The organism is Streptacidiphilus sp. EB103A (genome assembly GCF_041261405.1).
In the GTDB taxonomy this organism is placed as follows: domain Bacteria; phylum Actinomycetota; class Actinomycetes; order Streptomycetales; family Streptomycetaceae; genus Streptacidiphilus.
In genome coordinates, this window is sequence record NZ_JBGCAQ010000013.1 from 1 (window position 1) to 21862 (window position 21862).

Annotated in this window: 21 protein-coding genes and 2 rRNA genes; 12 read left to right on the top strand and 11 right to left on the bottom strand. The window is 69.8% G+C overall.

Going from position 1 to position 21862, the window contains the following annotated elements:
- From ABH941_RS21520 to ABH941_RS21535, 4 genes are all read left to right on the top strand, one after another.
- Positions 1–74: ribosomal RNA gene (locus ABH941_RS21520) — 23S ribosomal RNA — on the top strand; the annotation flags it as partial.
- A gap of 70 nt (positions 75–144) precedes the next feature.
- A 5S ribosomal RNA gene (gene rrf / locus ABH941_RS21525) occupies positions 145–261 on the top strand.
- A 901-nt stretch (positions 262–1162) separates the two neighbouring features.
- A complete protein-coding gene (locus ABH941_RS21530) occupies positions 1163–1489 on the top strand; it encodes a hypothetical protein (protein ID WP_370131038.1) in 327 nt (108 codons plus the stop codon).
- Between the two features lie 400 nt (positions 1490–1889).
- Entirely contained in the window at positions 1890–2663 is a 774-nt protein-coding gene (locus ABH941_RS21535) for a YceI family protein (RefSeq protein ID WP_370131039.1), read from the top strand.
- On the opposite strand, the gene ABH941_RS21540 is transcribed toward ABH941_RS21535, so the two are convergent.
- Positions 2648–3916: an MFS transporter gene (locus tag ABH941_RS21540; protein WP_370131040.1), complete on the bottom strand. Its 1269-nt coding sequence runs from the start codon at positions 3914–3916 to the stop codon at positions 2648–2650. The two genes, ABH941_RS21535 and ABH941_RS21540, sit on opposite strands and share 16 nt — an antisense overlap.
- Before the next feature lie 95 nt (positions 3917–4011).
- Here ABH941_RS21540 and ABH941_RS21545 point away from each other — a divergent pair, with 95 nt between their 5' ends.
- Positions 4012–4677, top strand: a complete 666-nt coding sequence (locus ABH941_RS21545) for an ABATE domain-containing protein (protein WP_370131041.1) — start codon at positions 4012–4014, stop codon at positions 4675–4677.
- Between the two features lie 10 nt (positions 4678–4687).
- Here the strand turns inward: ABH941_RS21545 and ABH941_RS21550 are convergent, their stop codons facing one another.
- The 7 genes from ABH941_RS21550 to ABH941_RS21580 all read right to left on the bottom strand — a co-directional run bounded on the left by ABH941_RS21550 (position 4688) and on the right by ABH941_RS21580 (position 13306).
- A complete protein-coding gene (locus ABH941_RS21550; RefSeq protein ID WP_370131043.1) occupies positions 4688–5893 on the bottom strand; it encodes a hypothetical protein in 1206 nt (401 codons plus the stop codon).
- 75 nt (positions 5894–5968) lie between these two features.
- Positions 5969–7738: a TraM recognition domain-containing protein gene (locus ABH941_RS21555; RefSeq protein ID WP_370131044.1), complete on the bottom strand. Its 1770-nt coding sequence runs from the start codon at positions 7736–7738 to the stop codon at positions 5969–5971.
- 89 nt (positions 7739–7827) lie between these two features.
- Positions 7828–9183, bottom strand: coding sequence for an ATP-binding protein (locus ABH941_RS21560; protein WP_030255885.1), 1356 nt, complete (start codon positions 9181–9183; stop codon positions 7828–7830).
- 37 nt (positions 9184–9220) lie between these two features.
- Entirely contained in the window at positions 9221–10765 is a 1545-nt protein-coding gene (locus tag ABH941_RS21565; RefSeq protein WP_370131045.1) for an SCO6880 family protein, read from the bottom strand.
- Positions 10762–12036 (bottom strand): hypothetical protein, encoded by a 1275-nt coding sequence (locus tag ABH941_RS21570; RefSeq protein WP_370131046.1) that lies wholly within the window; start codon positions 12034–12036, stop codon positions 10762–10764. The genes ABH941_RS21565 and ABH941_RS21570 overlap by 4 nt, the downstream gene beginning before the upstream one ends.
- Complete coding sequence (locus ABH941_RS21575) at positions 12026–12838, bottom strand: hypothetical protein (protein ID WP_370131047.1); 813 nt, start codon at positions 12836–12838, stop codon at positions 12026–12028. Before ABH941_RS21575 ends, ABH941_RS21570 begins: the two co-directional genes overlap by 11 nt.
- A gap of 159 nt (positions 12839–12997) precedes the next feature.
- Positions 12998–13306, bottom strand: a complete 309-nt coding sequence (locus ABH941_RS21580; RefSeq protein ID WP_134002113.1) for a hypothetical protein — start codon at positions 13304–13306, stop codon at positions 12998–13000.
- Positions 13307–13622: 316 nt separating this feature from the next.
- Here ABH941_RS21580 and ABH941_RS21585 point away from each other — a divergent pair, with 316 nt between their 5' ends.
- Both ABH941_RS21585 and ABH941_RS21590 read left to right on the top strand, forming a co-directional pair.
- Complete coding sequence (locus ABH941_RS21585; protein ID WP_370131049.1) at positions 13623–14672, top strand: NlpC/P60 family protein; 1050 nt, start codon at positions 13623–13625, stop codon at positions 14670–14672.
- A gap of 261 nt (positions 14673–14933) precedes the next feature.
- Positions 14934–15656, top strand: a complete 723-nt coding sequence (locus ABH941_RS21590; protein WP_370131050.1) for a phosphatase PAP2 family protein — start codon at positions 14934–14936, stop codon at positions 15654–15656.
- Between the two features lie 18 nt (positions 15657–15674).
- Here the strand turns inward: ABH941_RS21590 and ABH941_RS21595 are convergent, their stop codons facing one another.
- Both ABH941_RS21595 and ABH941_RS21600 read right to left on the bottom strand, forming a co-directional pair.
- Entirely contained in the window at positions 15675–17321 is a 1647-nt protein-coding gene (locus tag ABH941_RS21595) for an FAD-binding oxidoreductase (RefSeq protein WP_370131051.1), read from the bottom strand.
- An 87-nt stretch (positions 17322–17408) separates the two neighbouring features.
- Entirely contained in the window at positions 17409–17600 is a 192-nt protein-coding gene (locus ABH941_RS21600) for a hypothetical protein (protein WP_370131291.1), read from the bottom strand.
- Positions 17601–17742: 142 nt separating this feature from the next.
- On the opposite strand from ABH941_RS21600, the gene ABH941_RS21605 reads away from it, so the two are divergent.
- The 3 genes from ABH941_RS21605 to ABH941_RS21615 all read left to right on the top strand — a co-directional run bounded on the left by ABH941_RS21605 (position 17743) and on the right by ABH941_RS21615 (position 19608).
- On the top strand, positions 17743–18624 hold the full coding sequence (locus ABH941_RS21605; RefSeq protein WP_370131052.1) for a hypothetical protein: 882 nt from the start codon (positions 17743–17745) through the stop codon (positions 18622–18624).
- Between the two features lie 157 nt (positions 18625–18781).
- Entirely contained in the window at positions 18782–18991 is a 210-nt protein-coding gene (locus tag ABH941_RS21610; RefSeq protein ID WP_370131053.1) for a hypothetical protein, read from the top strand.
- 50 nt (positions 18992–19041) lie between these two features.
- Entirely contained in the window at positions 19042–19608 is a 567-nt protein-coding gene (locus tag ABH941_RS21615) for a Uma2 family endonuclease (protein WP_370131054.1), read from the top strand.
- 17 nt (positions 19609–19625) lie between these two features.
- On the opposite strand, the gene ABH941_RS21620 is transcribed toward ABH941_RS21615, so the two are convergent.
- Positions 19626–19967, bottom strand: coding sequence for a metal-sensitive transcriptional regulator (locus tag ABH941_RS21620; RefSeq protein ID WP_370131055.1), 342 nt, complete (start codon positions 19965–19967; stop codon positions 19626–19628).
- A gap of 272 nt (positions 19968–20239) precedes the next feature.
- On the opposite strand from ABH941_RS21620, the gene ABH941_RS21625 reads away from it, so the two are divergent.
- The gene (locus ABH941_RS21625) at positions 20240–20860 is read left to right on the top strand and encodes a DUF47 domain-containing protein (RefSeq protein WP_134002099.1); all 621 of its coding nucleotides are present in this window, start codon (positions 20240–20242) and stop codon (positions 20858–20860) included.
- Between the two features lie 10 nt (positions 20861–20870).
- Entirely contained in the window at positions 20871–21860 is a 990-nt protein-coding gene (locus ABH941_RS21630; protein WP_370131280.1) for an anion permease, read from the top strand.
- The last annotated feature ends 2 nt before the right edge of the window (positions 21861–21862 follow it).

Sequence of the window (21862 nt, forward strand, 5' to 3'; positions counted from 1 at the left end):
GGTTGATAGGCCGGATGTGGAAGCCCCGCAAGGGGTGGAGCTGACCGGTACTAATAGGCCGAGGGCTTGACCATAGCTGCTACGCGTCCACTGTGTTGTTCTGAAGTCACGGCCATATGCTCCGGCTGGTCAACTTCATAGAGTTTCGGTGGTCATAGCGTGAGGGAAACGCCCGGAAACATCCCGAACCCGGAAGCTAAGCCTCACAGCGCCGATGGTACTGCAGGGGGGACCCTGTGGGAGAGTAGGACGCCGCCGAACAACCATTCCAGGCAAGCCCCCTGACCACCGGTCAGGGGGCTTACCTGCGTTCCCCCACCACGATCCGGGGAGGCCGGGCGCCGCCACGGGCCGGCGGCAGCTGCAGGTGGCTTACATGGCGCCACCGATGCCGCCCGCCCCCGCCCGTGGCTTGTTGCTGCTGCTCGCTCCGCTCGCGGGCCAACAACAGCGGGGGAACCAGGCCGAGGCGGGGCGCCGTTCCCGGGCTGGGGGTCGCGGGTGGGGCGTGCGGAAACGGTCCTGCGGCAGGGCTTCGGGCGAACCGGGGTCACTTCCGGGACGCCGGGTCACTTCGGTACACGAATACCCGGACGAATCGGGCATAACGGCACGATCAAGTGACACCCTGTCCCAAAAGTGACCCCGGTTCGCCCCCGGGCCCGGCTTATCGGGTCACTGCCCATGCTTTTGGGTCACTCCCCCGACGCCGGAACCGGACATAGCGGGCAGAATCCGTCGGACCAGTGACCCGAACGTATGGGCAGTGACCCCAAAACCACCCCCGGCCCCGGCAGGAACGTTTCTGCACGCCCCCACCCCAACCGCCCCGCCGCCCGGCAACGGTGCCCCGCCCCTGCCCCGGCTCCTCGTAGTTGCCGCGAGCGGAGCGAGCCGCCCCAGCCACCCACACACCAACGTGCCCCATGGAAGTGATGGTGGTTCAGCGGGAGCGAACACGCACGTCAGAGACGGCGTCGGGACGGGGGCTCGGCAGCCAAACGCACCCCGCACCCCACGCCATCCCACCCCGCTCAAGTGCCCGTTCCCCCCTGGCGCAGAAGAGTGGAGTGCGGCGGAAGTGGTGTGAGCCAGGCTGCTCTGTGGCAACGGATGTGACCGCTCGGCCCCGTACGAGGGGCCGCTCAGCGAGAGGACATCCATGCGATCCGGACGACTCGTCGGTGCGGGCTTGGCAGCGGTGGCACTGACAGCCATCTTCGTCAGCCCCGCCCAAGCCGACACCCTTCCCGAGACCGTGTCTGCCACCGGCTCCCCAAGCGGCGTGTCCGCGATCTGCCCCCAAGGCTTGCGCCCGGCCACTCCCTTCACGATCACCAACGGCGACGGCACCCCGCTCGGCAGGAACCAGCGATGGGATTGGAGGGACAGCCTGGACGGCAATGGCTTCATGGTCTGGATCAGCGGTTACCTCAACTCGCCGCCCCCGCCCCCCAGCATCACCCTGACGGTCTCCTGTATCTGCTGAGCCCCCAGCAACGGAGGGCGTGCGGTGACGGTAGCTACTGCCGCACCCCCTCTGGCTTCTCGCGGTCGGCCCGCGAGGCGGAGCCGAGCCACCCCAGCCACCTGCGCATCGACGTGCCCCACGGAAGTGATGGTGGATCACCGGGAGCGAATACACAACGGTTGCTCGGCAACGGGACGGGGGCTCGGCAGCCAGACGTACCCCGCGCCACCCCCCTGTCCCGCACCCCACCGCCACCGGCTATCGCCGCAGGTGGGAGCCGTTGGGGGAGCGTGCGCCCGATGCTTTGGCAACGGGGTGTCCGGTCGAGGTCCGCCAAGTAGGTTGCAAGAGCGGTCCGCGGCCGCGAATGTGTCGGTAACTGTGTTGAACGGCACCATACTTGGAGGCGAATCAGACGATGACCGACGAGGGCTCAGCCCCATCCGCGACCTCGAGCTCGGCCTCGAGCTCGGCCTCGAGCTCGGCCTCGACTTCGACTGAAGGTCCGGCCGGTCCACTGCCGGGTGTCTACCGGGTCGACCCGGACCAGACGGTGATCCGATTCCGGGCCCGTTCCATGTTCGGCCTGGTCCCGGTGAAGGGCACATTCACGGTCGGGCAGGGGGAGTTCACCGTTGCCGAGGATGTCGCCGCGTCGACGATCGACGTATCCGTGCCGGCGGCGAGCTTCGCGAGCGGCAACGCCAAGCGGGACGAGCACATCCGCTCTTCCGACTACCTGGAGGCGGCTGCCCACCGCACGATCGTGTTCCGCAGCGCGAGCGTCCAGCAGGGAAGCGGGATCACCGCGCCCGGTGAGCTCACCGTCCGTGGTGTGACGCAGCCTTGCGTTCTGACCATCGCCGAAGTGACCGGCGATGACAAGACGGTGACGGCGAAGGCAACCACGACGGTTGACCGTTATGCCTTCGGGCTGACCAAGCAGAAGGGGATGGTCGGGCGGCAGACCATCCTGGAGATCGAGGTCGTCGCCGTCCGCGAGTCCGAATCGGCCCCGGCGGAGGCTTCGAGCGAGGCCTCGGCCGAAGCGCCGGCGGAGACCCCGGCCGAACCCCTCGCCGAGGCAGCAGCCGAGACGGCAGCCGAGACCGCCGACGAGGCCGAGGCCCCTGCCGAGACCGCATCCGAACCGCCGGCCGAGAGTTCGACCCCCGATCAGCCCCTGAGCTGAAGCTCGGGCTGAACCGGGTGCCGTGGTCGGCGCTCGGTGGCCCAGAGCAGCAGGCCCGCCGTGGGGAGTGCCGCGCCGAGGGTGGCGACTGCCGTCCACCCGTCGGCGCGGTAGACCGTGGAGGCGAGTTGCGAGCCGAGCGCGCCGCCGAGGAAGAAGATGGCCATGTAGGCGCTGTTGAGACGGGCGCGGGAGTCCGGGTCGAGCTGGAAGATGACGTGCTGGCCCAGGATGAGGGTGGTCTGCACGGCCATGTCCAGCAGGATCGCTGCCGCGCCGAGGGCGATGATGCTGTGCCGGCCGACGCCGGCCAGGCCGAAGGCGAGGGCGGCGGTGAGCAGCGCCGCCGCCGTCATCGGCCGGACCAGGCCCCGGTCGGCCCAGCGTCCGGCCAGCGGCGCGACCACCACGCCGCCCGCGCCGACCAGGGCGAACAGTCCCACGCCCAGCTGGTTGTAGTGGAACGGCGCACTGGTGAGGACAAAGGAGACGGTGGTCCAGAAGGCACTGAACGCCCCGAACATGGTCGCCTGGTAGAGGGCTCGCCGTCGCAGCGCCGGGTGCTGCCGCACCAGCCGGGCGGTGGAGCGCAGCAGTTCCGGGTACGGCACACCGGTGCTCGGGTGGCGGGTCGGCAGGGCCGCACGCAGCACCAGGGCGAGGGCGGCCATCAGCCCGGCCGAGGTGAGGTAGACGACGCGCCAGTCGGTGGCCTCCGCGAGCAGGCTGCCGAGGGTGCGGGAGAGCAGGATGCCGGCCAGCAGCCCGCTCATCACCTGCCCGACTATGCGGCCCCGGATGTGACCAGGTGCCAGGTCGGCGGCGAACGGCACGAGGATCTGGACGACGACGAGAGTGGTGGCGAACAGCAGCACCGCGACGAGCAGGACGGCGAATCCGGGTGCGGCGCCGGCCACGACCAGCGAGACGGTGGTGATGCCCAGCAGCACGGTGACGAGCCGTCGGTTCTCCACCCGGTCGCCGAGCGGGACGATGAACAGCAGGCCCAGCGCGTAGCCGATCTGACTGATGGTCACAAGCCACCCGGCGGTCGCCGCGTCGATGCCGAAGACCTGACGCAGACTGCTGAGCAGCGGCTGGGCGTAGTAGAGGTTGGCGACGGTCAGTCCGCAGGAGACTGCCAGGAGCAGGACCAGCCAGCGCGGGGGTTCTCCCGTCCCGGTCGTGGGGAGTACAGCCTCGGCGTTGGTGAACTCGGCGGCGGCGGTGGTGGACTCGGGCGGCTGGGACACGCGTGTTCTCTCCCTCAGCGGCGGCAGTCTGGGAACCGGTTAAACAGGTTCCAGAGGCTACCAGTTAAACCGGTTCGCGCAGTAGTGTGTCCCGCATGACGGTCACTACCCGTGCGGCTGGGGACACAGCGGACAGAGGGGCGGAGGTGGTCCGCTTCCGGGAGGGGGCGGGCAGGCTTTCACTCGACTTCATTCGTACCCTCCGGTACCGGGGCACCCTCGGCTCCGTCGAGGAACTGGCCGATGTGACGGCCCTGGTGGCCTGGATCGTGCAGTGCGGACCGTGCCCGTTGCCGCTGGACCCCGAGCTGGTCAGGCCGACCGACGTACGGGATGCACGGAGTCTGCGGGAGGCGATCCACGAGCTGATCGCGGCCGGACGCAGCCCCGGCGGGGTGAGCTCGTCGAGCTTCCTGTCACGTGAACTGGTCAACCGGGCGGCGGCCGTCGCGACGCCGACACCACGGGTGGACCCGTCGGGGGCGCTGCTCTGGATCGCCGTCGATCCGGTCGCGGCCACGCTGTCACTGGTGGCGCGGGACGCCGTCGACCTGGTCACCTCCCCGGCGATCGCACGGGTGCGGGAGTGCGCCGATCCGACCTGCGGGGCGCTGTTCGTCGACAACTCCCGGCCGGGGAAACGGCGCTGGTGCTCGATGGGCGCCTGCGGCAATCGGGCGAAGAAGAGCACGATCCGCAGCAAGGCCGCGCAGAACAAGGACCAGGGGAAGGGCAAGGGGACGACGGGCGGCCCGGTCTGATCCGGAGCCGCTACGGCTGCTGCTGCCCGTCCTGCGGCCCCGGCCCCGCCTCCGGGTGCAGCTGAACGCCCGCCTGCTCGGCCAGGGCCAGGTCCAGGCTCTCCCGACGGATCCGTCGGTCCAGGTACAGCAGGCCGTTGGTCAGCGGGGTCAGTGGCAGGACGAGCACCATCACGACGGCGAAGCCGATGCCCATCGTCAGGTAGAAGAAGGCCAGGGCGCCGAAGCCGATGTGCGGCATGATGGCGCTGTCAGGGGTTCGCGAGAGCTGGCCGAACACCGGCAGCGAACCGATCACGACGGCGGGCACCAGGATGAGCTGGCCGGCGACCGAGCCCACCAGGCCGACCAGGTAGGGGATGCCGAAGCTGCGCCACCAGGCGCCCTCGTTGAGCTTCCAGGCCCGGCGCAGCGCGGCGATCGGCCGTTGGTTCTCCAGCACCGCGACGGGGATCACCAGCACCAGCCGCACCGTCACATACATCGCCGCCGCCATCACCGGCAGCCAGAACAGCAGCAGGGTCGCGCCGAAGACCGCATCGCTCTGCGCGGCGGCCCCGAGGCCCGCGACCAGCAGCCCGGTCGCCACCACCGCGGCAGCGGAGGCGCCGACGGTGAGCAGCAGGGAGATCCCGAGCACCCGCCACAGATGCGGCCGCGACTCGCTCCACACCTGCCGCACCGTCACCTTCCGCCCCAGGACGGCATGGCGCAGTACGGTCGTGCAGGTGGTCGAGCACACCAGGTAGCAGGCAAGCCCACCGAGCGCCGCGACGAGAAAGCCGCCGGCGCTGAAGCCGATGAGAGTGAGGCTCTGGCCGCTGCTCGGGCTGAAGTAGGCGTCGTCGCGGGCCGCGACGTAGATGCTCTGCAGCGGGCTGTAGGCGAAGGCGGCCAGGACGCCGAAGAGCAGGGCGCTGCCGAGGGCGGTCAGCAGCAACGGGACGTAGACCGCCAGGAAGTGGCGGCGCAGAGTGCCGAAAACGCCGCCGAAGACGTCCCCCACGGAGAGCGGGTGCAGCGGGATCACGCCGGGCTTGGGCGGGGGCGGGGGCGGCGGTATGGGGATGTACCCCCACCCGGGGGGACCGGGGTAGCCGGGGTAACCGGGACCGCCAGGAGCCCCGCCGGGCCCACCCCCGCCGGGCCAGCCGCCCGGACCCCCGCTGGTGGCCCCGCCGCCGGCCGGGCCACCCCACCCCGTGTTGCCGCTCATCGCCCCGCTGCTCTCTTTCACTCGTGACCCGTCCGGCACGCCCCACTGCGCGTCCCGCGTCCCACGCCGGTGGAGTCATGAGCGTACGGGAGCGCCTTCCGTCGACGAACCTTCGATGCGGAAGCGTTGTGCGGGCTTTCGGTCCGCGAGCAACAGCAGTTCGCCCTTGTCCAGGGCCCCGGGGGCGGACGCCGACTCGCACTCCGCCGGACCGGACCCGAGCGCGTGCAGCAGGCTGTCGATGCCGGGGGCAGGCAGCGGGCCGAGCACGGCGCGGGCGTCCGCACTTGTCCACAGGCTGTGGACGGCGCGCTCGTCCCACCGCAGCCGGGCCTGCTCGGGGGAGCGGAAGACGGCGACCCCCGCCAGGCCCAGCGGGCCGCCACGGGCCATCAGCTCGGGCAGACCGGGGAACGGGGCGACCGCGGCCGTGTTGTCGAGCACGCACAGCAGTGGTGGGTCGAGCCGACCGGAAGATGACCGTACGGCCATGCGCCGGCCGCGCTCGACCACGTCTTCCACGAGCGCGCTCAGCAGGGGCATCACGCTGCGCTGGGCACTGCCTGCGAAGCCGGCGCTGCCTGCGGAACCGTTACTGCCGACCCTGGTCTCGGTGGCGCGACCCAGTACGTAGAGAGTTCCCCGATGGCGCAGCAATGACTCCACATCAAGGCTGTCTGTTGCCGAGGAGGAAGCGGACGGCGCGCAGGCCTGCTGCACCTGGAGCTCCGACAGCGACTCGAGAGCGCCGCCGATGCGCTGGAGCGCGGAGTCGCGCAGCTCGGTGGAGTGGGTGAGCACCGTCTGCAGCTCGCCGTCCCAGCCGTCCGCAGCGGTGTGCGGGTCGGCGTTGCGCAGGATGCCCAGGGCCTCCTGGCGGTTGGTGCCGGAGGCCCAGCGGTGGATGTGCCGGAACGGGCGTCCGTCCAGCGCGGCCGCGTGCAGCCAGCAGCGGAGCACGGTCTGTGCGGTCTCCTGGATGCTGCGCTCTTGCGAGGCGCTGGAGGAGCTGGTGGAGCCGTCGCCGCGGGCGGTCGGGGCAAGCAGCGCGCGGGCCCGGGCCGAGGCGACGGCAGGGTCGTCACAGTGGTCGTGCGGGGCCCAGCGGACCCGGACGTCGGGATCGTCGAGGGCGTCGACCAGTCGCAGCGGATCGTAGAGGCGGGCGTCCCGGTGCGCGGGGCGGGCCTCCCAGAGGGCGAGGTCGTCGGTGACGACGAGGACGGCCCCGGTGGCGGTCTCGACGGCCCGCTGCAGCAGCCGGCGGCGGTACGGGGCGGCGCCGGCGTCGGGCACCAGCAGCGCGGTCATTCCCGTGGGGAAGGCGAAGGGCCGAGCGGCGGGGGCCGGTTCAGGAGCAGCAGGCGGAGGCTCGCTGACGGCTTTGTAGATGGAGACGGGGGCGACCGGCGCGGTCCGGGGCTCGGGTACCGGCGCGGCTGCGGGTACGGGTACAGGCGCGGTCGCCACCCCTCCGGTTGCCGAATGCACCTCATACGCCCGCTGCGCCTGCCGCGCGCTGCGCAGCCGCATCCACGCCGTCAGTATCGTCAGCGCCAGCGCGATCAGCAGCGCCAGCAGCACGAAGAAGGCGGACCAGAACGCCGTCGGCGACGGCAGTTGCGCCGCCGGGGTTCCCGGCCAGGCCGCGCCCATGCTGTTGGGCTTGGTGGCCAGGCTGCGGATCGCCGTCGGCGTCCCGCCGAACGGCAGCGGATGCGGCAACCGGCCATGCGTCACCAGCGCGCCCAGCGCCGTGGACAGCCACACCAGCGTGGTCGTGCCGAGCAGGGTCGCCAGCACGCCGACGATGGCCCCGTCCGGTATGCCCCGCCGTGGCGGCACGGCGGGGCTCCTGCCGTCCCCGGCCCCGCCCCCGTCCCAGTTCCTTGCGTCCCCCCGCCGCCCCTGGCTGCCCGGCTGCATCGACGACATCATGCCGCCGGGTCGTCCGCGAGCTGTTTGGAAGCCCGGGTGCGTTCGATGATGGCGTCCTCCGTCATCGCGCGGTCGGTGAAGACGAGCGGTCTCTCGTGCTCGGTGATCAGGTGCTTCACGACCTGGACGTTGCCGTTGACGTCCCACACCGCGATACCGGGCGACAGGGTGGGGATGATCTCCACCGCCCAGCGCGGCAGGCCCAGCACCCGCCCGGTGGCCCGGGCCTCGTCGGCCTTCTGCATGTAGATGGTCCTGGTCGAGGCCATCTTCAGGATCGCCGACGCCTCCTTGGCGGCGGCGCCGTCCATCACGTCCGAGAGGTGGTGCACCACGGCCACGAACGACAGGCCAAGACGCCGGCCGAACTTCAGCAGCCGCTGGAACAGCTGGGCCACGAAGGGCGAGTTGATGATGTGCCAGGCCTCCTCGACCAGGAAGATGCGCTTCTTCCGGTCCGGCCGCAGCCAGGTGTGTTCCAGCCAGACGCCGACGATGGCCATCAGGATCGGCATGGCGATGGAGTTGCGGTCGATGTGCGACAGGTCGAAGACGATCAACGGCGCGTCGAGGTCGATGTCGGTGGTCGTGGGCCCGTCGAACATGCCCCGCAGGTCGCCGTCGACCAGCCGGTCCAGGACCAGGGCGACGTCCAAGCCCCAGGTCTGGATGTCCTCCAGGGAGACCCCCAGCGCGTCGACGGAGTCGGTGTTGGGGGAGCGCAGCGTGTCGATGATGTCGCCGAGGATCGGCTGGCGCTCGGTCCTGGTGGCGATGACATGGGCGTGCGCGGCCTTCAGTGCGAATCCGGCCCGCTCGTCCAGGCCGCGGCCCATGGCCACCTCGATGATGGTGCGCAGCAGCGCCAGCTGGCCGGTCAGGGTGATCGCCGGGTCCAGCGGGTTGAGCTTCACCCCGCCGTTGAGGGCCGCCTGGGGGTCCAGCCGCACCGGCGTTATTCCCAGCGCCCGGGCGATCAGGTTCCACTCGCCGACGCCGTCCTCGCCCTGGGCGTCCAGCACCACCACCTGGCGGTCGCGAAAGCGCAGCTGGCGCAGCACATACGTCTTCTCCAGCGCTGACTTGCCGTTGCCGGACTCGCCGAGCACCAGCCAGTGCGGGGCCGGCAGCTGCTGCCCGTACAGCTGGAACGGGTCGTAGACGTAGCCCTTGCCGCTGTAGACCTCCCGGCCGATGATCACCCCGGAGTCGCCGAGACCGGGCGCCGCCGTCGGCAGGTAGACCGCCTGGGCCTGGCCGGTGGAGGTGCGCACCGGGAGCCGGGTGGTCTCCATCTTGCCGAACAGGAAACTGGTGAAGGCGTCGGTCAGGCCGCCCACAGGTGCTGCCATGAAGGGCCTCCAGGGTCCGGGGAGAGCGGGGACGTGGTTAGCGGCGGATGCCGGTGGCGAACGGGAGGGTGTTGACGAACGCCCGGTGGTGCTCCCGGTCGCACCACTCCAGCTTGAGGTAGCTCTTGCCGGCGGAGGCGCGGATGGTCCGCTTGTCGCGGGCGAGCGCCTCCGGGTTGCGGGAGCTCACCGTGATGTAGCCGACCAGGTTCACGCCCGCCGCGCCGGAGGCGAGGTCCTCGCCGCGCTGGTCGACCCGGCCGCTGTGGGCCGCGTCGCGGGGGTCGACCGTACGGTTCATCTTCGCCTGGCGGCTGGCCTCGGCGTCGTCGTTGGTCTTCTCCGTCAGCATCCGCTCGATGGCGACGTCGGTGGGCTCCAGGTCCATGGTCACCGCGACCGTACGGATCACGTCCGGCGTGTGCACCAGCAGCGGGGCCAGGAAGTTCACGCCCACCGGGGTCAGCGGCCACTCCTTCACCCAGGCCGTGGCGTGGCACCAGGGCTCGCGGGTCCCGGACTCCCGGGTCTTCGCCTGGAGGAAGTTGGCGTCGGTGGCGTCCAGCTCGGCCGGCCAGGCGTTGCGCCGGGACATGGCCTGGATGTGGTCGATCTGGTGGTCCGGGTCGTACATGGAGTGCAGCAGGGACGCCAGCCGGGCCTGGCCCAGCGGCTGCCGCACCCGGATGTCGGCCTCGGCCAGCCGGGCGCAGATGTCGGTCAGCTCACGGGCCATCACCGCGGCCAGGCCCTCGTCGCCGCGTGCCCTTATGTGCGCGGTCCGGCCGATGGCGTGCGCCTCCGCGGCCAGCTCCCGGGTGTACGGCATGCAGGCGACCAGGTAGGCGCGGTGCTGCTCGGAGGAGGTGGAGACCATCGACTGGAGCTGGTCGTAGGACTCCTTCAGCCACTGCGGCGAGTTCGGGTCGCCGCGCCGGGCGACGTCCTTGGCGTGCGCGTCCGGGTCGGCGGGCAGGGTGCGCGCCAGTACCTGAAGCCTGGTCACGAAGCCGTCGCCGTTGGCGACGTGCTTGAGCAGCGTCCCGAACCGCTCGACCAGCGCCTCCTGGTCCTCGGAGTCCCGCAGGCCGACGCCGGGCCCCTCGATCTCGATCGCCGCGGTGACGGTCTTCCGGGTGAGGTGCAGCAGCACGGTCACCTCGTCCGGACCGAACGGGGCGGCGAGCCAGCGGATCCGCCCGATCCCGGGCGGCGGCCCGATCTCGACCTCGCGCCCGTCCAGCTTGGTGCCGGCCTCCATCACGCCCGACCGGTAGGTGGCTGCGGCGGACGAGCGGACGGTGCGGCGGTAGCTGCGGTTGATCTCGGCCCACCTGTAGATCGTCCGCTTGCGGTACGGCATGTAGACGATGACGAAGGCCATCAGCGGGAAGGCGACCAGGCCGATCAGCCGCAGCGGGAGGAAGGAGGTGAAGAGCAGGCCCCACATCATCCCCAGGAACGCCCCGAAGATGATCAGGAAGACCTCGCCGGTCTCCCGGTTCTTCCCGATCAGGGCGTTGGGCTTGGCCTTGCCGATCAGGTAGGTGCGTCGGTAGCCACCGACGGGCTGGGTGGTCAAGGCCGCGCCCCCTTGCTCATCGTGCTGTTACCCGTGCCTGCGGGGGCGCGGTCGGACACGCCTCCGCTGTTCTGCGCCGGTGGCGCGGTGCCGCCGCCCCGGGGGCTCCGTGAGCCGTGCGCGGCGATGCCCGGCGTCACGCTGCCGCCGCCCGCGCCGCCGCCGCGGCCGCCCTGCTCGGACTCGCGTCCGGCGTGGGTGTTGATGCCCTGCTTCATGAAGTTCGCGGGACCGTTCACCACGGCCGAGCCCGCGCTGACCGCGGACGCGCGGGCCTGCCGCATCGCGGCCATGTCGTCGCCGAAGCCCGGCACGAAGCGGTAGATCGCGGTGCTCGCGAAGATCGACAGGGCGAGGATCGCCAGTCCGGCGAGGACGGTGGAGAAGGCGTCGTTCGCCCCGGCGTTGGAGGCGATGGCCCCGGCCAGGCCCAGGATGATCACGATCACCGGCTTGATCAGGTCCACGGCCACCATCAGCCCGGCCCAGCGGCGCACGTGCTTCCACAGCTGACGGTCCACCAGCCCTGCGTAGACGGCGGTGCCGAGGAGCGCGCCGACGTAGAGCATCGCGGCCCGGATCAGCATCTCCAGCCACAGCACGGCGGCGGCGAGGATCGCCACCAGGGAGACCAGGACCTGGATGATCGGACCGCCACCGAGGTTCCCTCCGGTGAGGGTGTTGGCGAAGGTGCCCAGGTAGTTGGTGGTGTCCGTTTTGGTCCCCGACGCGATGGCGGCGGTGATCCCGTCCGTGGCGCTGACGACGGTGTAGAGCACGAGCGGGGTGAACGCCGAGGCGATCACGGTCAGCCAGAGGAAGCCGACGGCCTCTCCTATCGCGGTGTAGATCGGCACACCGCGGACGGCCCGCTTCGCCACGGCGAGGAGCCAGAAGATCAGCGTCAGGAAGGTGGAGGCGGCGAAGACGACGGCGTACTGCTTCAGGAAGGTCGCATTGGTGAAGTCGACGTTGGTCGTCGAGTTGATCCCGTCCGAGAGCTTCCGCACCACCCATGCGGCGGCGGTGGAGCAGCCGTTGGCCAGCGACTGCAGGGGGTCCAGGGTGGAGGTGCCGGGGAGCGTGTTGGTGTTGGTGTTCTTGCTCTCGCACAATGATTTGCCCAGCCCGACCAGCCCGCTGCAGTTGGGGCTTGCCGAAGGCGATGGAGTCGCCGGAGCAGCAGTAGCCATGCCGGCTACGGACAGCAGGGCAAGCTGAAGCAGTGTCACTGTGGCACTGAGTACGGCGATGCGGCGCTTACCTGGCATAGCGGAACCCCCCGAACTGCGAGACAGCGCTGCTGATGGCACCGGAGTCGGAGGCGGCTTGGCTCCCACTGATCGGGACCGGTCCGTCCTTCTGGTTGTAACCGGACATCTTCCAGTCTCCGTTCACCCAGCGAAGCTGCAGTACCTCGGTGAACCAGTACTCAGCGACTGGCTTGGTCGATCCCGTGCCCGCGATGCCTCCGAGGGCGTTGCACCACACCTCTACAGTGACGGCATCGTTGCTGTAGTTGTCGCTCTTGCTTCCGACGGGGATCGTCCGTGAAACGAAGGTCTGACCGGCCGGGGCCGCGCCGTTCACGAGTCCGAAGGTCTTCGCTTGCGCCGTATAGGAGCTGTCCGACTGTGCCTGCATGGACGACTCGGCCGAGGGGTCGGTGATCGTGTGCAGTATCGTGTGTCGGCTCGCGTCCGCGTACATGTCCGCTGAACCCAGCGCCACCGCATAGTTCACCGCCGCCGACTGTGCGCCCTCGCTGGTGTGCGGGAACCCCGTCGCGATGCCGTTCTGTGTGGTCGTCACCGGCTGGGTCCCGGTCGGGGCCGTCGCGCCGTCGCCCGAGGTGGCCGCCTTCGCGGTTCCGCTCGATGTGTGCGTAGTCGCAGACGTCGTCCCGCTGGTGCGGTTGAGTACGGCCACCGCCAGCACCAGGACGGCCACCATGGCCAGGACCGCGACCAGCGTCCGCAGGGATCGACGACCACCCGCCTCCGGTGTGCCGGGTGACGGAGTCCCGGCCGGATAGCGGGTACGCGTATGCGGCTGGTCGTCAGGCGCTGACACAGCGGCCCCCTTGGGACGAGGGTGGGCAGGTAGACAGTTGTCGGCTACAGGTGGACAGGGACCATCGCGACAGTGGCACCCGGACGGTGGCCCGTGGGGAGGGCTTTGCCGAACCGGTACATATCGTCGTACGGCAGGATGATCAGATTAGACGTCTCGTCAGATCGCCATGCCATACACAATGGTGAACAACGTACCGAGCGATCCGATGATGAACACGCCGGTCAAACCGGCGACGATCAGTCCCTTCCCCTGTTCCGCACTGAAGGTGTCCCGCAGTGCCGTGGCGCCGATCCGCTGCTTCGCCGCGCCCCAGATGGCGATGGCGAGACAGCCGAGGATGGCGACGGCCATGATGACCTCCACCATCGTCTTGGCTTCGGAGCCCAGACTGGCGAAGGGACCCCAGTTCGGGGCGATCCCGCCGATGATGGTGTTGATGTTGCCGCTGCCAGCACTGAGATACAAAACAATCACCTACCTGATCATCATTCAAAGCCCGCACCCGGCCGTGGTGTAGGGCCCGGCCCTATTGTTGGCCAGAACCGAAGTCGACTTGGCCACTTTCCAGAGGATCGTCGTTGAGTTGTGTGCCACAGGTGCCAACATTGGGCCTCATGGGTCCTGCAGCCGCTTGGTCGAGCCTACCGCTAACCGTGTGTATCACCAGTGATTGCGCAGAGCAACGCCCTGGTCCAGACTCTGTGGGGGCATCTGCGGGCACTCGAGGCAAAGGCCGGTGGCACATGCGCACTACCACGCCATTCCTGCACTCCGGCGCTTCATGACGCTCCGTCGGGCCTGGGCCCTCATCAGTGGAGGCGGCGTCACCGCTCTCGGCGTCGCACTCTTTGTCGTCATTGGCACGTACACCGCCTCAGGGTCGATGGTGCAGGCCCAGGCCCAGGGCTCGGTCCAGCTCGCGCCGGGGACCGTGCCGTCGAGCTATGCCGCACTCATCCAGAAATGGGGCACCCTGTGCCCCGAGCTGACGCCCCCTCTGCTGGCGGCGCAGATGTACCAGGAGAGCGGTTTCAACGCCAAGGCGGTGAGTCCGGTCGGTGCGCAGGGGATCGCCCAGTTCATGCCGGCGACCTGGGCCATCTATGGGATCGACCCCACTCATACCCATACGCCGGACGTATGGAACCCCGCGGATGCCATTCCTTCCGCCGCGACCTACGACTGCGCCCTGGCCAAGGACACCGCCAACGTCCCCGGCAACCACACCTCCAACATGCTGGCCGCCTACAACGCGGGCCCGTACGCGGTGATAAGCGCCAAGGGCGTCCCCTCCTTCGCGGAGACCCGGAACTACGTCAGCTCGATCACCAAGCTCGCCGAGTCCTTCACCGGGGCCACCACCATCAGTTACTCCAGCCAGGCGGCCGGGGCGATCTACTACGCGCAGACCAAGCTGGGCACCCCGTACCTCTGGGGCGGTGAGGGGCTGGCCTCGCAGAACTACCAGTTCGACTGCTCCGGGCTCACCCAGGCGGCGTACGCCAGCGTGGGCATCACCCTTCCCCGGGTCGCGGCCGACCAGTGGTACGCCGGTCCGCATCCGAGCCGCAGTCAGCTCCAGCCGGGCGACCTGGTGTTCTTCTCGCACAGCGCGACCGACCCGACCCAGATCCACCATGTGGGGATATACGTCGGCGGCGGCATGATGATCAACGCACCGCACACCGGCGCGGTGATCCGCTACGACTCCATCGCCTCCGAGGGCGACTACTTCGGGGCGACCCGGGTCACCGCCGGCGGCGCCGCCGCGCTGCCGACCCTGCAGCCCGGCGGAACCATCGCCAACGGGGGCGCACCGGTCACCAGCTGAGATGGGCAGCCGATTCGAACGGCCTGCCCGTATCAGCATGTGAGCATGCGTCACAGGGCGGACCCAACCTTGTGGCGGTGCGGTGAGTGTCTCGTTACGTTCCAATAACTTCGGTCTCGACCGGAACACTTTGGGCGATTCGCGCCGTTGTGCCCGATGCAGGAAGAGGACACTTGACCTTGCCGTTCCGGGGCTCCGGCGGTCGGGATTCCTCACCGTCGAAGCAGGACGAGTCGGGCGAAGAGATCGCGGAGGTCTGGCGTGGCGACGTTGATGCTGCTGTCCGACGGTGAGAGCGGGGACATCGACTGGTCGCTGACCTCCTCGGTCAACGGGCTGGCCCGCGACCTGCCGCACGCGGTCGACAGCGCGCTCGGATTCCTCGGGGAGTACGGGGTGCCGCTGGCCTCGCTCCTGGCGCTGCTCGGCGCCTGGCTCTGGGCTCGGCGCCGGCCCGACGCGGCCGAGTCGGTGGCCGGGGTGCTCTGGGCCGGACTGGCGGCCGGAGTGGCGCTGATCCTCAACGTCCCGGTGCGCGCAATGGTGGAGCGGCCCCGGCCGTTCGTCTCGCATCCCGGGCAGCTGGACCTGCTGATGAACCATCAGGCCAATGGCTCCTTCGCCAGCGACCACGCCACCTTCACCATGGCGCTCGCGGTCGGGCTGCTGCTGGTCGACCGCAGGTTCGGGCTGATCGCCCTCGGCCTGGCCGGGTTCGAGGGCCTGCTGCGGGTCTTCATGGGCGTCCACTACCCCACCGACGTCATCGGTGGCTTCGCCCTCGGCACGGCCACGACGCTGCTGCTGGCCCCCATCGCCATGGCGGTGCTGGCCCCGTTCGTGCACGCGGTGACCCGCACCTCGCTGGCCGCCCTGGTCCAGTCGCCGCGCCGGGTCCGCCGCACCCGGGTGGCCGCCCAGCCGGCCAGGTCCCTCCCGGGGACTCCGGACAACCCCGACACCCCGGACGAACTCGCCGCGTAACGGCTCACGCCGTACCCCTCACCCCAGCGGCACCGACTGCGGGAAGCGGAACATCCCGCCCGGGTCGTACGCCCGCTTCACCGTCCGCAGCCGGGCCGCGTTGGCGCCGTAGTACGCCTGCTCCCAGCCGGACAGCCGCGGGTCGATGTAGTTCTGGTAGGCCTGCCCGCTCGCGTACGGGCGCATCGCCGACCAGACCCCGTTCAGCCACGCCCAGGAGCGGTCGGCCCCGCTGCCGCCCGTCACTCCACTCGGGTAGTTGGCGGTGTACTGGGCCAGGAACAGGCCATTGCGGTGGACGAAGGCGGTGTCGGAGGCGCCGACGCGGTTGATGGCGCCGCCCAGCGCGTCGAAGGCCACCCCCGCGCTGCCGCCCGCAGGGCCGGTGCGCGGGTAGCGGGTGATCGCCGCGACCAGCGCCTCGGCCCCGGCCTCGCTGAGCGGATTGGTGAACACGTCCGACTTGGCGCCGTAGGACTCACGGGTGACCCGGCCCGAGGGGTTCTGTCCGGGCAGGCTGCCGGGGAGGTGCGAGGCGGCCTGCGACCAGCCCGACACCCCGCCCATCACCTGCATCGTCTGCAGATAGGAGCGGGTGTGCAGGGAGACCGAGGACGGTGCGACGGCCAGCTGGTCGACCAGGTTCGACAGTTCGCTCTGCGGGCCCAGGTAGTTGACGGTGGTGCCGAGCTGGGTCCGTCCGTCCGCCCACACCAGCAGGTGCAGATCGGCCCACAGGGCGTCCGGCGCGCTCGGCGCCCAGGCCTGCCAGGCCCGCACCACCGCGGCCGCCTTGGACCACGGCCAGGAGAGGAAGCCGTAGGCGCACTCCGCCGCCGGGTGGGTGCGGAACGACAGCGAGGTGACCACGCCGAAGTTGCCGCCGCCCCCGCCGCGCAGCGCCCAGAAGAGCTCGGGATCGCTGGCGGCGCTGGCCGTACGGATCTTCCCGTCGGCCGTCACCACCTCAGCGCTGCTGATGTTGTCGCAGGTCAGGCCGTACGCGCGGCCGGTGACCCCGACCCCGCCGCCGAGCGCGAGACCGGTGACGCCGACCGTCGGACAGGACCCGGCCGGGATGGTGACGCCCCGTCCGGCCAGGCCGGCGTAGACGTCGATGAGCCGCGCGCCGGCCCCCACCGTGGCGCTGCCGCCGGAGGCGGTGACCGAGTTCAGCTTGCCGACGTCCAGGACCAGGCCGCTCCCGGAGGACCAGCCGCCGTAGCTGTGCCCGCCGCTGCGCGCCGCCACCGGGACGCCGTGCTTCCGGGCGAAGGCGAGGCAGGTCGCCACGTCGTGCGCTCCGGCGACATAGGCGACACCGCTCGGCTGCAGCGAGTCGTACTGCGGCTGGAACAGCCGCCGGGCCGAGTCGTAGCGGCTGTCGCCGGGCCGGATCAGCAGTCCGTCGAGATCCTTGGCCAGCGCGGTCCAGTCCGCGGCCTTCGCCGGCGTGGTGGCGGCGCCGTCCGCCGAGGCGGAGGAAGTGCTCGACAGAGCGGTGCCCGTGCCCGTGGTCGACCCCGAGCCGACGACGGTCGCACTCCCGCTCGTGCCGCCACCCTTCGAACACGCGGTCAGACCGGCCACCCCCGCAGCCGCGGCCGCCCCGGCCACCGCCCCGGCCCGCAGCACGGTCCGCCTGGAAGTGATCGTTTCGCCCATGCCGGACCTCTTCTCGGAGCAGCAGCCGTACGTCTCGACCGCAGTGACGTCGGAACCGTACCTGCCGGTTCGCCCGGTTCTGCGCTCCTACTGCTGCGCCTCGTGCTTCGCGGCGTCCTTGCGGGCCTTGTCCCGCGAGCGCCGGGCCGAGGAAATCCAACCGCAGCTGCAGCGTGCCGTCGCGAAGGAGCCCTTCTCGTCGACGGTCGTCCGGTGGGTCAGGGCCGCCGGAGCAGCCCCGGGTATCGGAGACGCGGGATCCGGCTGGTCGCTGTGCACATGGATCACGGTAGCCCGCCGGGTTCCCGACGTGCCTCCCCCGGGGAGCCGTAACCTCCGGCACCTTTTCTCGTTGGTGCTGGGGAGCCCGGATTCGGGTGTGTGACTGTCGCAGGTGTTGTACGAGGGATGGGTGTGCTCCGTGGTCAACCGACAGGGCCTTCGCGCCGCAGGCGCCGTATCGGTCGCCGCCGCCATGACCGGCCTGCTGGCGGGAGTGCTGTCGGGTTGCTCCAGTGCCGGGGGCGGCAGCAGCTCGGACGCGGCCGCGGCCGCCGCGAGGGCGGGCGCCGCCGACACCCTCGCCGCGGACCCGCTGACCGCGGTGCGCAACGCCGCCGACATCACCGGCCGCACCGGCTCGGTGCAGGACACGACCACGCTGCAGACCGCCTCGCCCACCAAGAGGGTCACCCTGCACGGGACGGGCGTCTACAACTACAGCACCCGGCTGGGCCGGATGGAGGTCACCGTCCCGCCCGGCGGCAGCACCACCGGCAGGCTGGTTGAGGTGGTCAGCCCCGGCATCGTCTACATGCAGAACAGCGGGGCGAAGGTCCCGGCGGGCAAGTGGGTGGAGGTCAACGTCGAGCAGCTGGCCGACGGCAACCTGGTGAGCAGCGGGGCGACGGACCCCGCCAGCGCCGCCAATGCCCTGCGCGGCGCGCAGACCGCCCAGCTGGTCGACTCCAGCACGGTCGGCGGCGTCCTGCTCAAGCACTACAAGGGCACGCTCGACCTGGCCAAGGCGTCCTCCGCCACCGGCGGCGGCGCCGGGGTCGGTCTCGCCCTCGGCGCGAGGACGTTCACGGTCAAGCAGGTTCCCTACGAGGTCTGGCTGGACGCGCACGGCCGGATCCACCGGGTCACCGAGAACTTCACCTTCAGCCAGGTCGCCGGCTCGGCCGCGGCGAAGGACCAGGTCCAGGTGGTGTCGGACTCCGCGTTCTCGGGCTTCGGCGTGCCGGTCAGCGTCTCGCTGCCGACCTCCAAGGACATCTACGGGGCCCAGTCCTCGAAGTGACGCAACGGGATGCCTCGGGCATAAGCGGCTCCGGTAGTGCGCTTGTGCCAAACGGGGGGCAGGGAAATGACCCAGATGTGCCATGCGCGCCCCCCGCGCGCTCCCTACTCTGGTCGGAGGGTCGACTACTCCGTTCCCTGACGAGGAGGTGGTTCGTGTGGCTGCGCACGACCCGGTGGCCCTCGCGGAGATTGAGCTGTACGGCGAGTTGATCATCGCCGCCGCGGCCACCCCGTTCGACCGCCTCTCACCGGACCGCATCGACCAGGTCCTCCGAGTGGCCGCAACCCGTTCCACCGATCACCCCGACGACGATCCGGAACGCTACCCACCCCGTGTTCCGGCCCAGCGCGAGGGCGCGCCCTAGCTTCGTCCGTCGTCGGGGCCCGAGCTCACTGGAGTCGTATCGTGGACCGTATGACGACCATGTCCGACCTCTGGGAGAGTTTCGAGCCGCCGGACGGCTTCCGCGCAGAGTACGTCGGCGGCAGGATCATCATGCAGGCCAATCCGACAACCCTCCACGACGCCATCGCTCGCAACATCACTCGGCAGATCCCCGACGGTCGTGCGTTGGAGGCCTGGCAGGAGCGCGGCATCGAACTGCACGCGGATTCCAGGCCACGTGCCGATGTGGTGATCGCTCGGAGCGAGGACATCCCGATGACTGCCCGGGACTGGCCCGCTCAGATCGTCCAGGTCGTGGTCGAGGTCGTCCCAGGAGGCAGGGACGCCTGGAAGGACGACTTCCTGATGAAGCGCAGCGCCTATGAGGAGGCGCGCATCCCGCGCTACCTGATCGTGGATCCGCGCGGCGGCAGCTGGCACCTGCTGGAACTCGACTACAGCCAGACCACCCCGGTGTACGAGGAGACGGACAAGGGCGCCTTCGGGAAACCGATCGCACTCGGCGTGAGCGACGACGTCGGCGAGCTGGTACTGCAGACCGACACGTGGCGCCCCTATCCTTCCAGCCAGCGCTGACACCCCACGGTCCGGTCCTAGCTCCGCAGCAGGCGGGCGATGGCTGCCGTCGCCTCGGCGACTTTGTCCTCGCCCTCGGGTTCGCCGTTGGTGACGGCTTCCGCAACGCAGTGCCGCAGGTGTTCCTCCAGCAGGCTCAGTGCGAAGGACTGGAGCGCCTTGGTGCCGGCCGACACCTGGGTCAGGATGTCGATGCAGTAGACGTCCTCCTCCACCATGCGCTGGAGCCCCCGGATCTGACCCTCGATCCGGCGGAGCCGCTTGATGTGCGCGTCCCGTTGCGGGCTGTACCCGTGGGGACCGTGCGGGGACTCCTTGATCGCCGTCGGTGTTACCGCTGCCGCTGTGTTTTCCGCCACCGCTCCATCGTATGGCGCGCCGGTGAGGTGCGGGCATTGGTGAAGGCGGTGTGAAGGTACCGACATCGGGGGGCAGCTTTCCGGCCGACCGTCCGTCACACTGATGGTGCACAGCCCCTGCGCGGTGTTCTGCTGTTTTGTAGGCGAGGATGAACCCAGGCACGGGTGCCGGCGGCTGCTACCCAAGTGGACTGCTACTACCCCAGTGGAAAGGCGGAGCCCACGCAGCGCCTAGCATCGCATCGACCGCACCCTGTACTTCGGAGACCTCTGTGCGTATTCGTCTGACCCCCCGGGAGACGAGCTTCTATGACATGTTCGCCGCATCGGCGGACAACCTTGTCACTGGCTCGAAGCTCCTGCTGGAACTCCTCGGCGCGGACGTCTCAGCGCGGCCGGAACTCGCCGAACGGATGCGCGCCGCGGAACACGCGGGCGACGACACCACGCATGCGATCTTCCATCAGTTGAACTCCTCCTTCATCACCCCGTTCGACCGTGAGGACATCTACAACCTGGCCTCGTCGCTGGACGACGTCATGGACTACATGGAGGAAGCGGTCGACCTGGTCGTCCTCTATGAGATCGAGGCCCTCCCCAAGGGCGTCGAGCAGCAGATCGAGGTGCTGGCCCGGGCCGCCGACCTGACCGCCGCGGCGATGCCCGGCCTGCGCACCATGGACAACCTCGCCGAGTACTGGATCGAGGTCAACCGGCTGGAGAACCAGGCGGACCAGATCCACCGCAAGCTGCTCGCCCATCTGTTCGGCGGCAGCTACGAGGCCATCGAGGTGCTGAAGCTCAAGCAGATCGTGGACGTCCTCGAGGAGGCCGCCGACGCGTTCGAGCATGTGGCGAACACGGTGGAGACCATCGCGGTCAAGGAGTCCTGACCCCTTGAGCATGCTCGGACTGATCCTTGTCGTGGGCGTGGCGTTCGGCTTCGCCTACACCAACGGATTCCACGACTCGGCCAATGCCATCGCCACCTCGGTGTCGACCAGGGCGCTGACGCCCAAGGTCGCGCTGATGATGGCCGCGGTGATGAACCTGGCCGGCGCCTTCCTCGGTGTGGGTGTCGCACAGACCGTCAGCAAGGGCATCATCGAGACGCCGCACGGCACCAAGGGGATGGTCATCCTCTGGGCCGCGCTGATCGGCGCGATCACCTGGAACCTGGTCACCTGGTACTTCGGCCTGCCGTCCTCCTCCACGCATGCCCTGTTCGGCGGGATGGTGGGTGCGGCGATCGTCGGCGGCACCGACGTGTACTGGACCGGGGTGTGGGAGAAGGTGATCATCCCGATGATCACCTCACCGGTCGTCGGCCTGATCCTCGGCTTCCTGGTGATGCTCGCCATCATGTGGATCTTCCGTCGCGCCAACCCGCACCGGGCCAAGCGCAACTTCCGGATGGCGCAGACCGTCTCGGCGGCGGCGATGGCCCTCGGCCACGGCCTGCAGGACTCGCAGAAGACCATGGGCATCGTGGTGATGGCGCTGACCATCTCCAACCACTACTCCGGCACCGGCATCCCGATCTGGGTGAAGGCCAGCACCGCGTTGGCGCTGTCGCTGGGGACCTGGGCCGGGGGGTGGCGCATCATGCGCACCCTGGGCCGGAAGATCATCGAGCTGGACCCCCCGCAGGGGTTCGCCGCGGAGTCGGTCGGCGCGACGATCCTGTATGTCACGGCCTACGCCTACAAGGTGCCGGTCTCCACGACCCACATCATCACCTCCGCGATCATGGGTGTCGGTGCGACCAAGCGCGTGCGGGCTGTTCGCTGGGGCGTGGCGAAGAACATTGTGATCGGGTGGTTCCTGACGATGCCGGCTGCGGGGATCGTTGCTGCGGTTGTGTTCTGGGTGAGCTGGTGGATTATCGGGTGACG

Bases quoted from the DNA above. Each gene is read 5' to 3' on its own strand.
- ABH941_RS21560 (WP_030255885.1), bottom strand. From the start codon at position 9,183: ATGGCAGCACCTGTGGGCGGCCTGACCGACGCCTTCACCAGTTTCCTG.
- ABH941_RS21545 (WP_370131041.1), top strand. From the start codon at position 4,012: ATGACGGTCACTACCCGTGCGGCTGGGGACACAGCGGACAGAGGGGCG.
- ABH941_RS21550 (WP_370131043.1), bottom strand. From the start codon at position 5,893: ATGAGCGGCAACACGGGGTGGGGTGGCCCGGCCGGCGGCGGGGCCACC.
- ABH941_RS21585 (WP_370131049.1), top strand. From the start codon at position 13,623: ATGACGCTCCGTCGGGCCTGGGCCCTCATCAGTGGAGGCGGCGTCACC.
- ABH941_RS21615 (WP_370131054.1), top strand. From the start codon at position 19,042: ATGACGACCATGTCCGACCTCTGGGAGAGTTTCGAGCCGCCGGACGGC.
- ABH941_RS21530 (WP_370131038.1), top strand. From the start codon at position 1,163: ATGCGATCCGGACGACTCGTCGGTGCGGGCTTGGCAGCGGTGGCACTG.
- ABH941_RS21595 (WP_370131051.1), bottom strand. From the start codon at position 17,321: ATGGGCGAAACGATCACTTCCAGGCGGACCGTGCTGCGGGCCGGGGCG.
- ABH941_RS21570 (WP_370131046.1), bottom strand. From the start codon at position 12,036: ATGCCAGGTAAGCGCCGCATCGCCGTACTCAGTGCCACAGTGACACTG.
- ABH941_RS21630 (WP_370131280.1), top strand. From the start codon at position 20,871: ATGCTCGGACTGATCCTTGTCGTGGGCGTGGCGTTCGGCTTCGCCTAC.
- ABH941_RS21535 (WP_370131039.1), top strand. From the start codon at position 1,890: ATGACCGACGAGGGCTCAGCCCCATCCGCGACCTCGAGCTCGGCCTCG.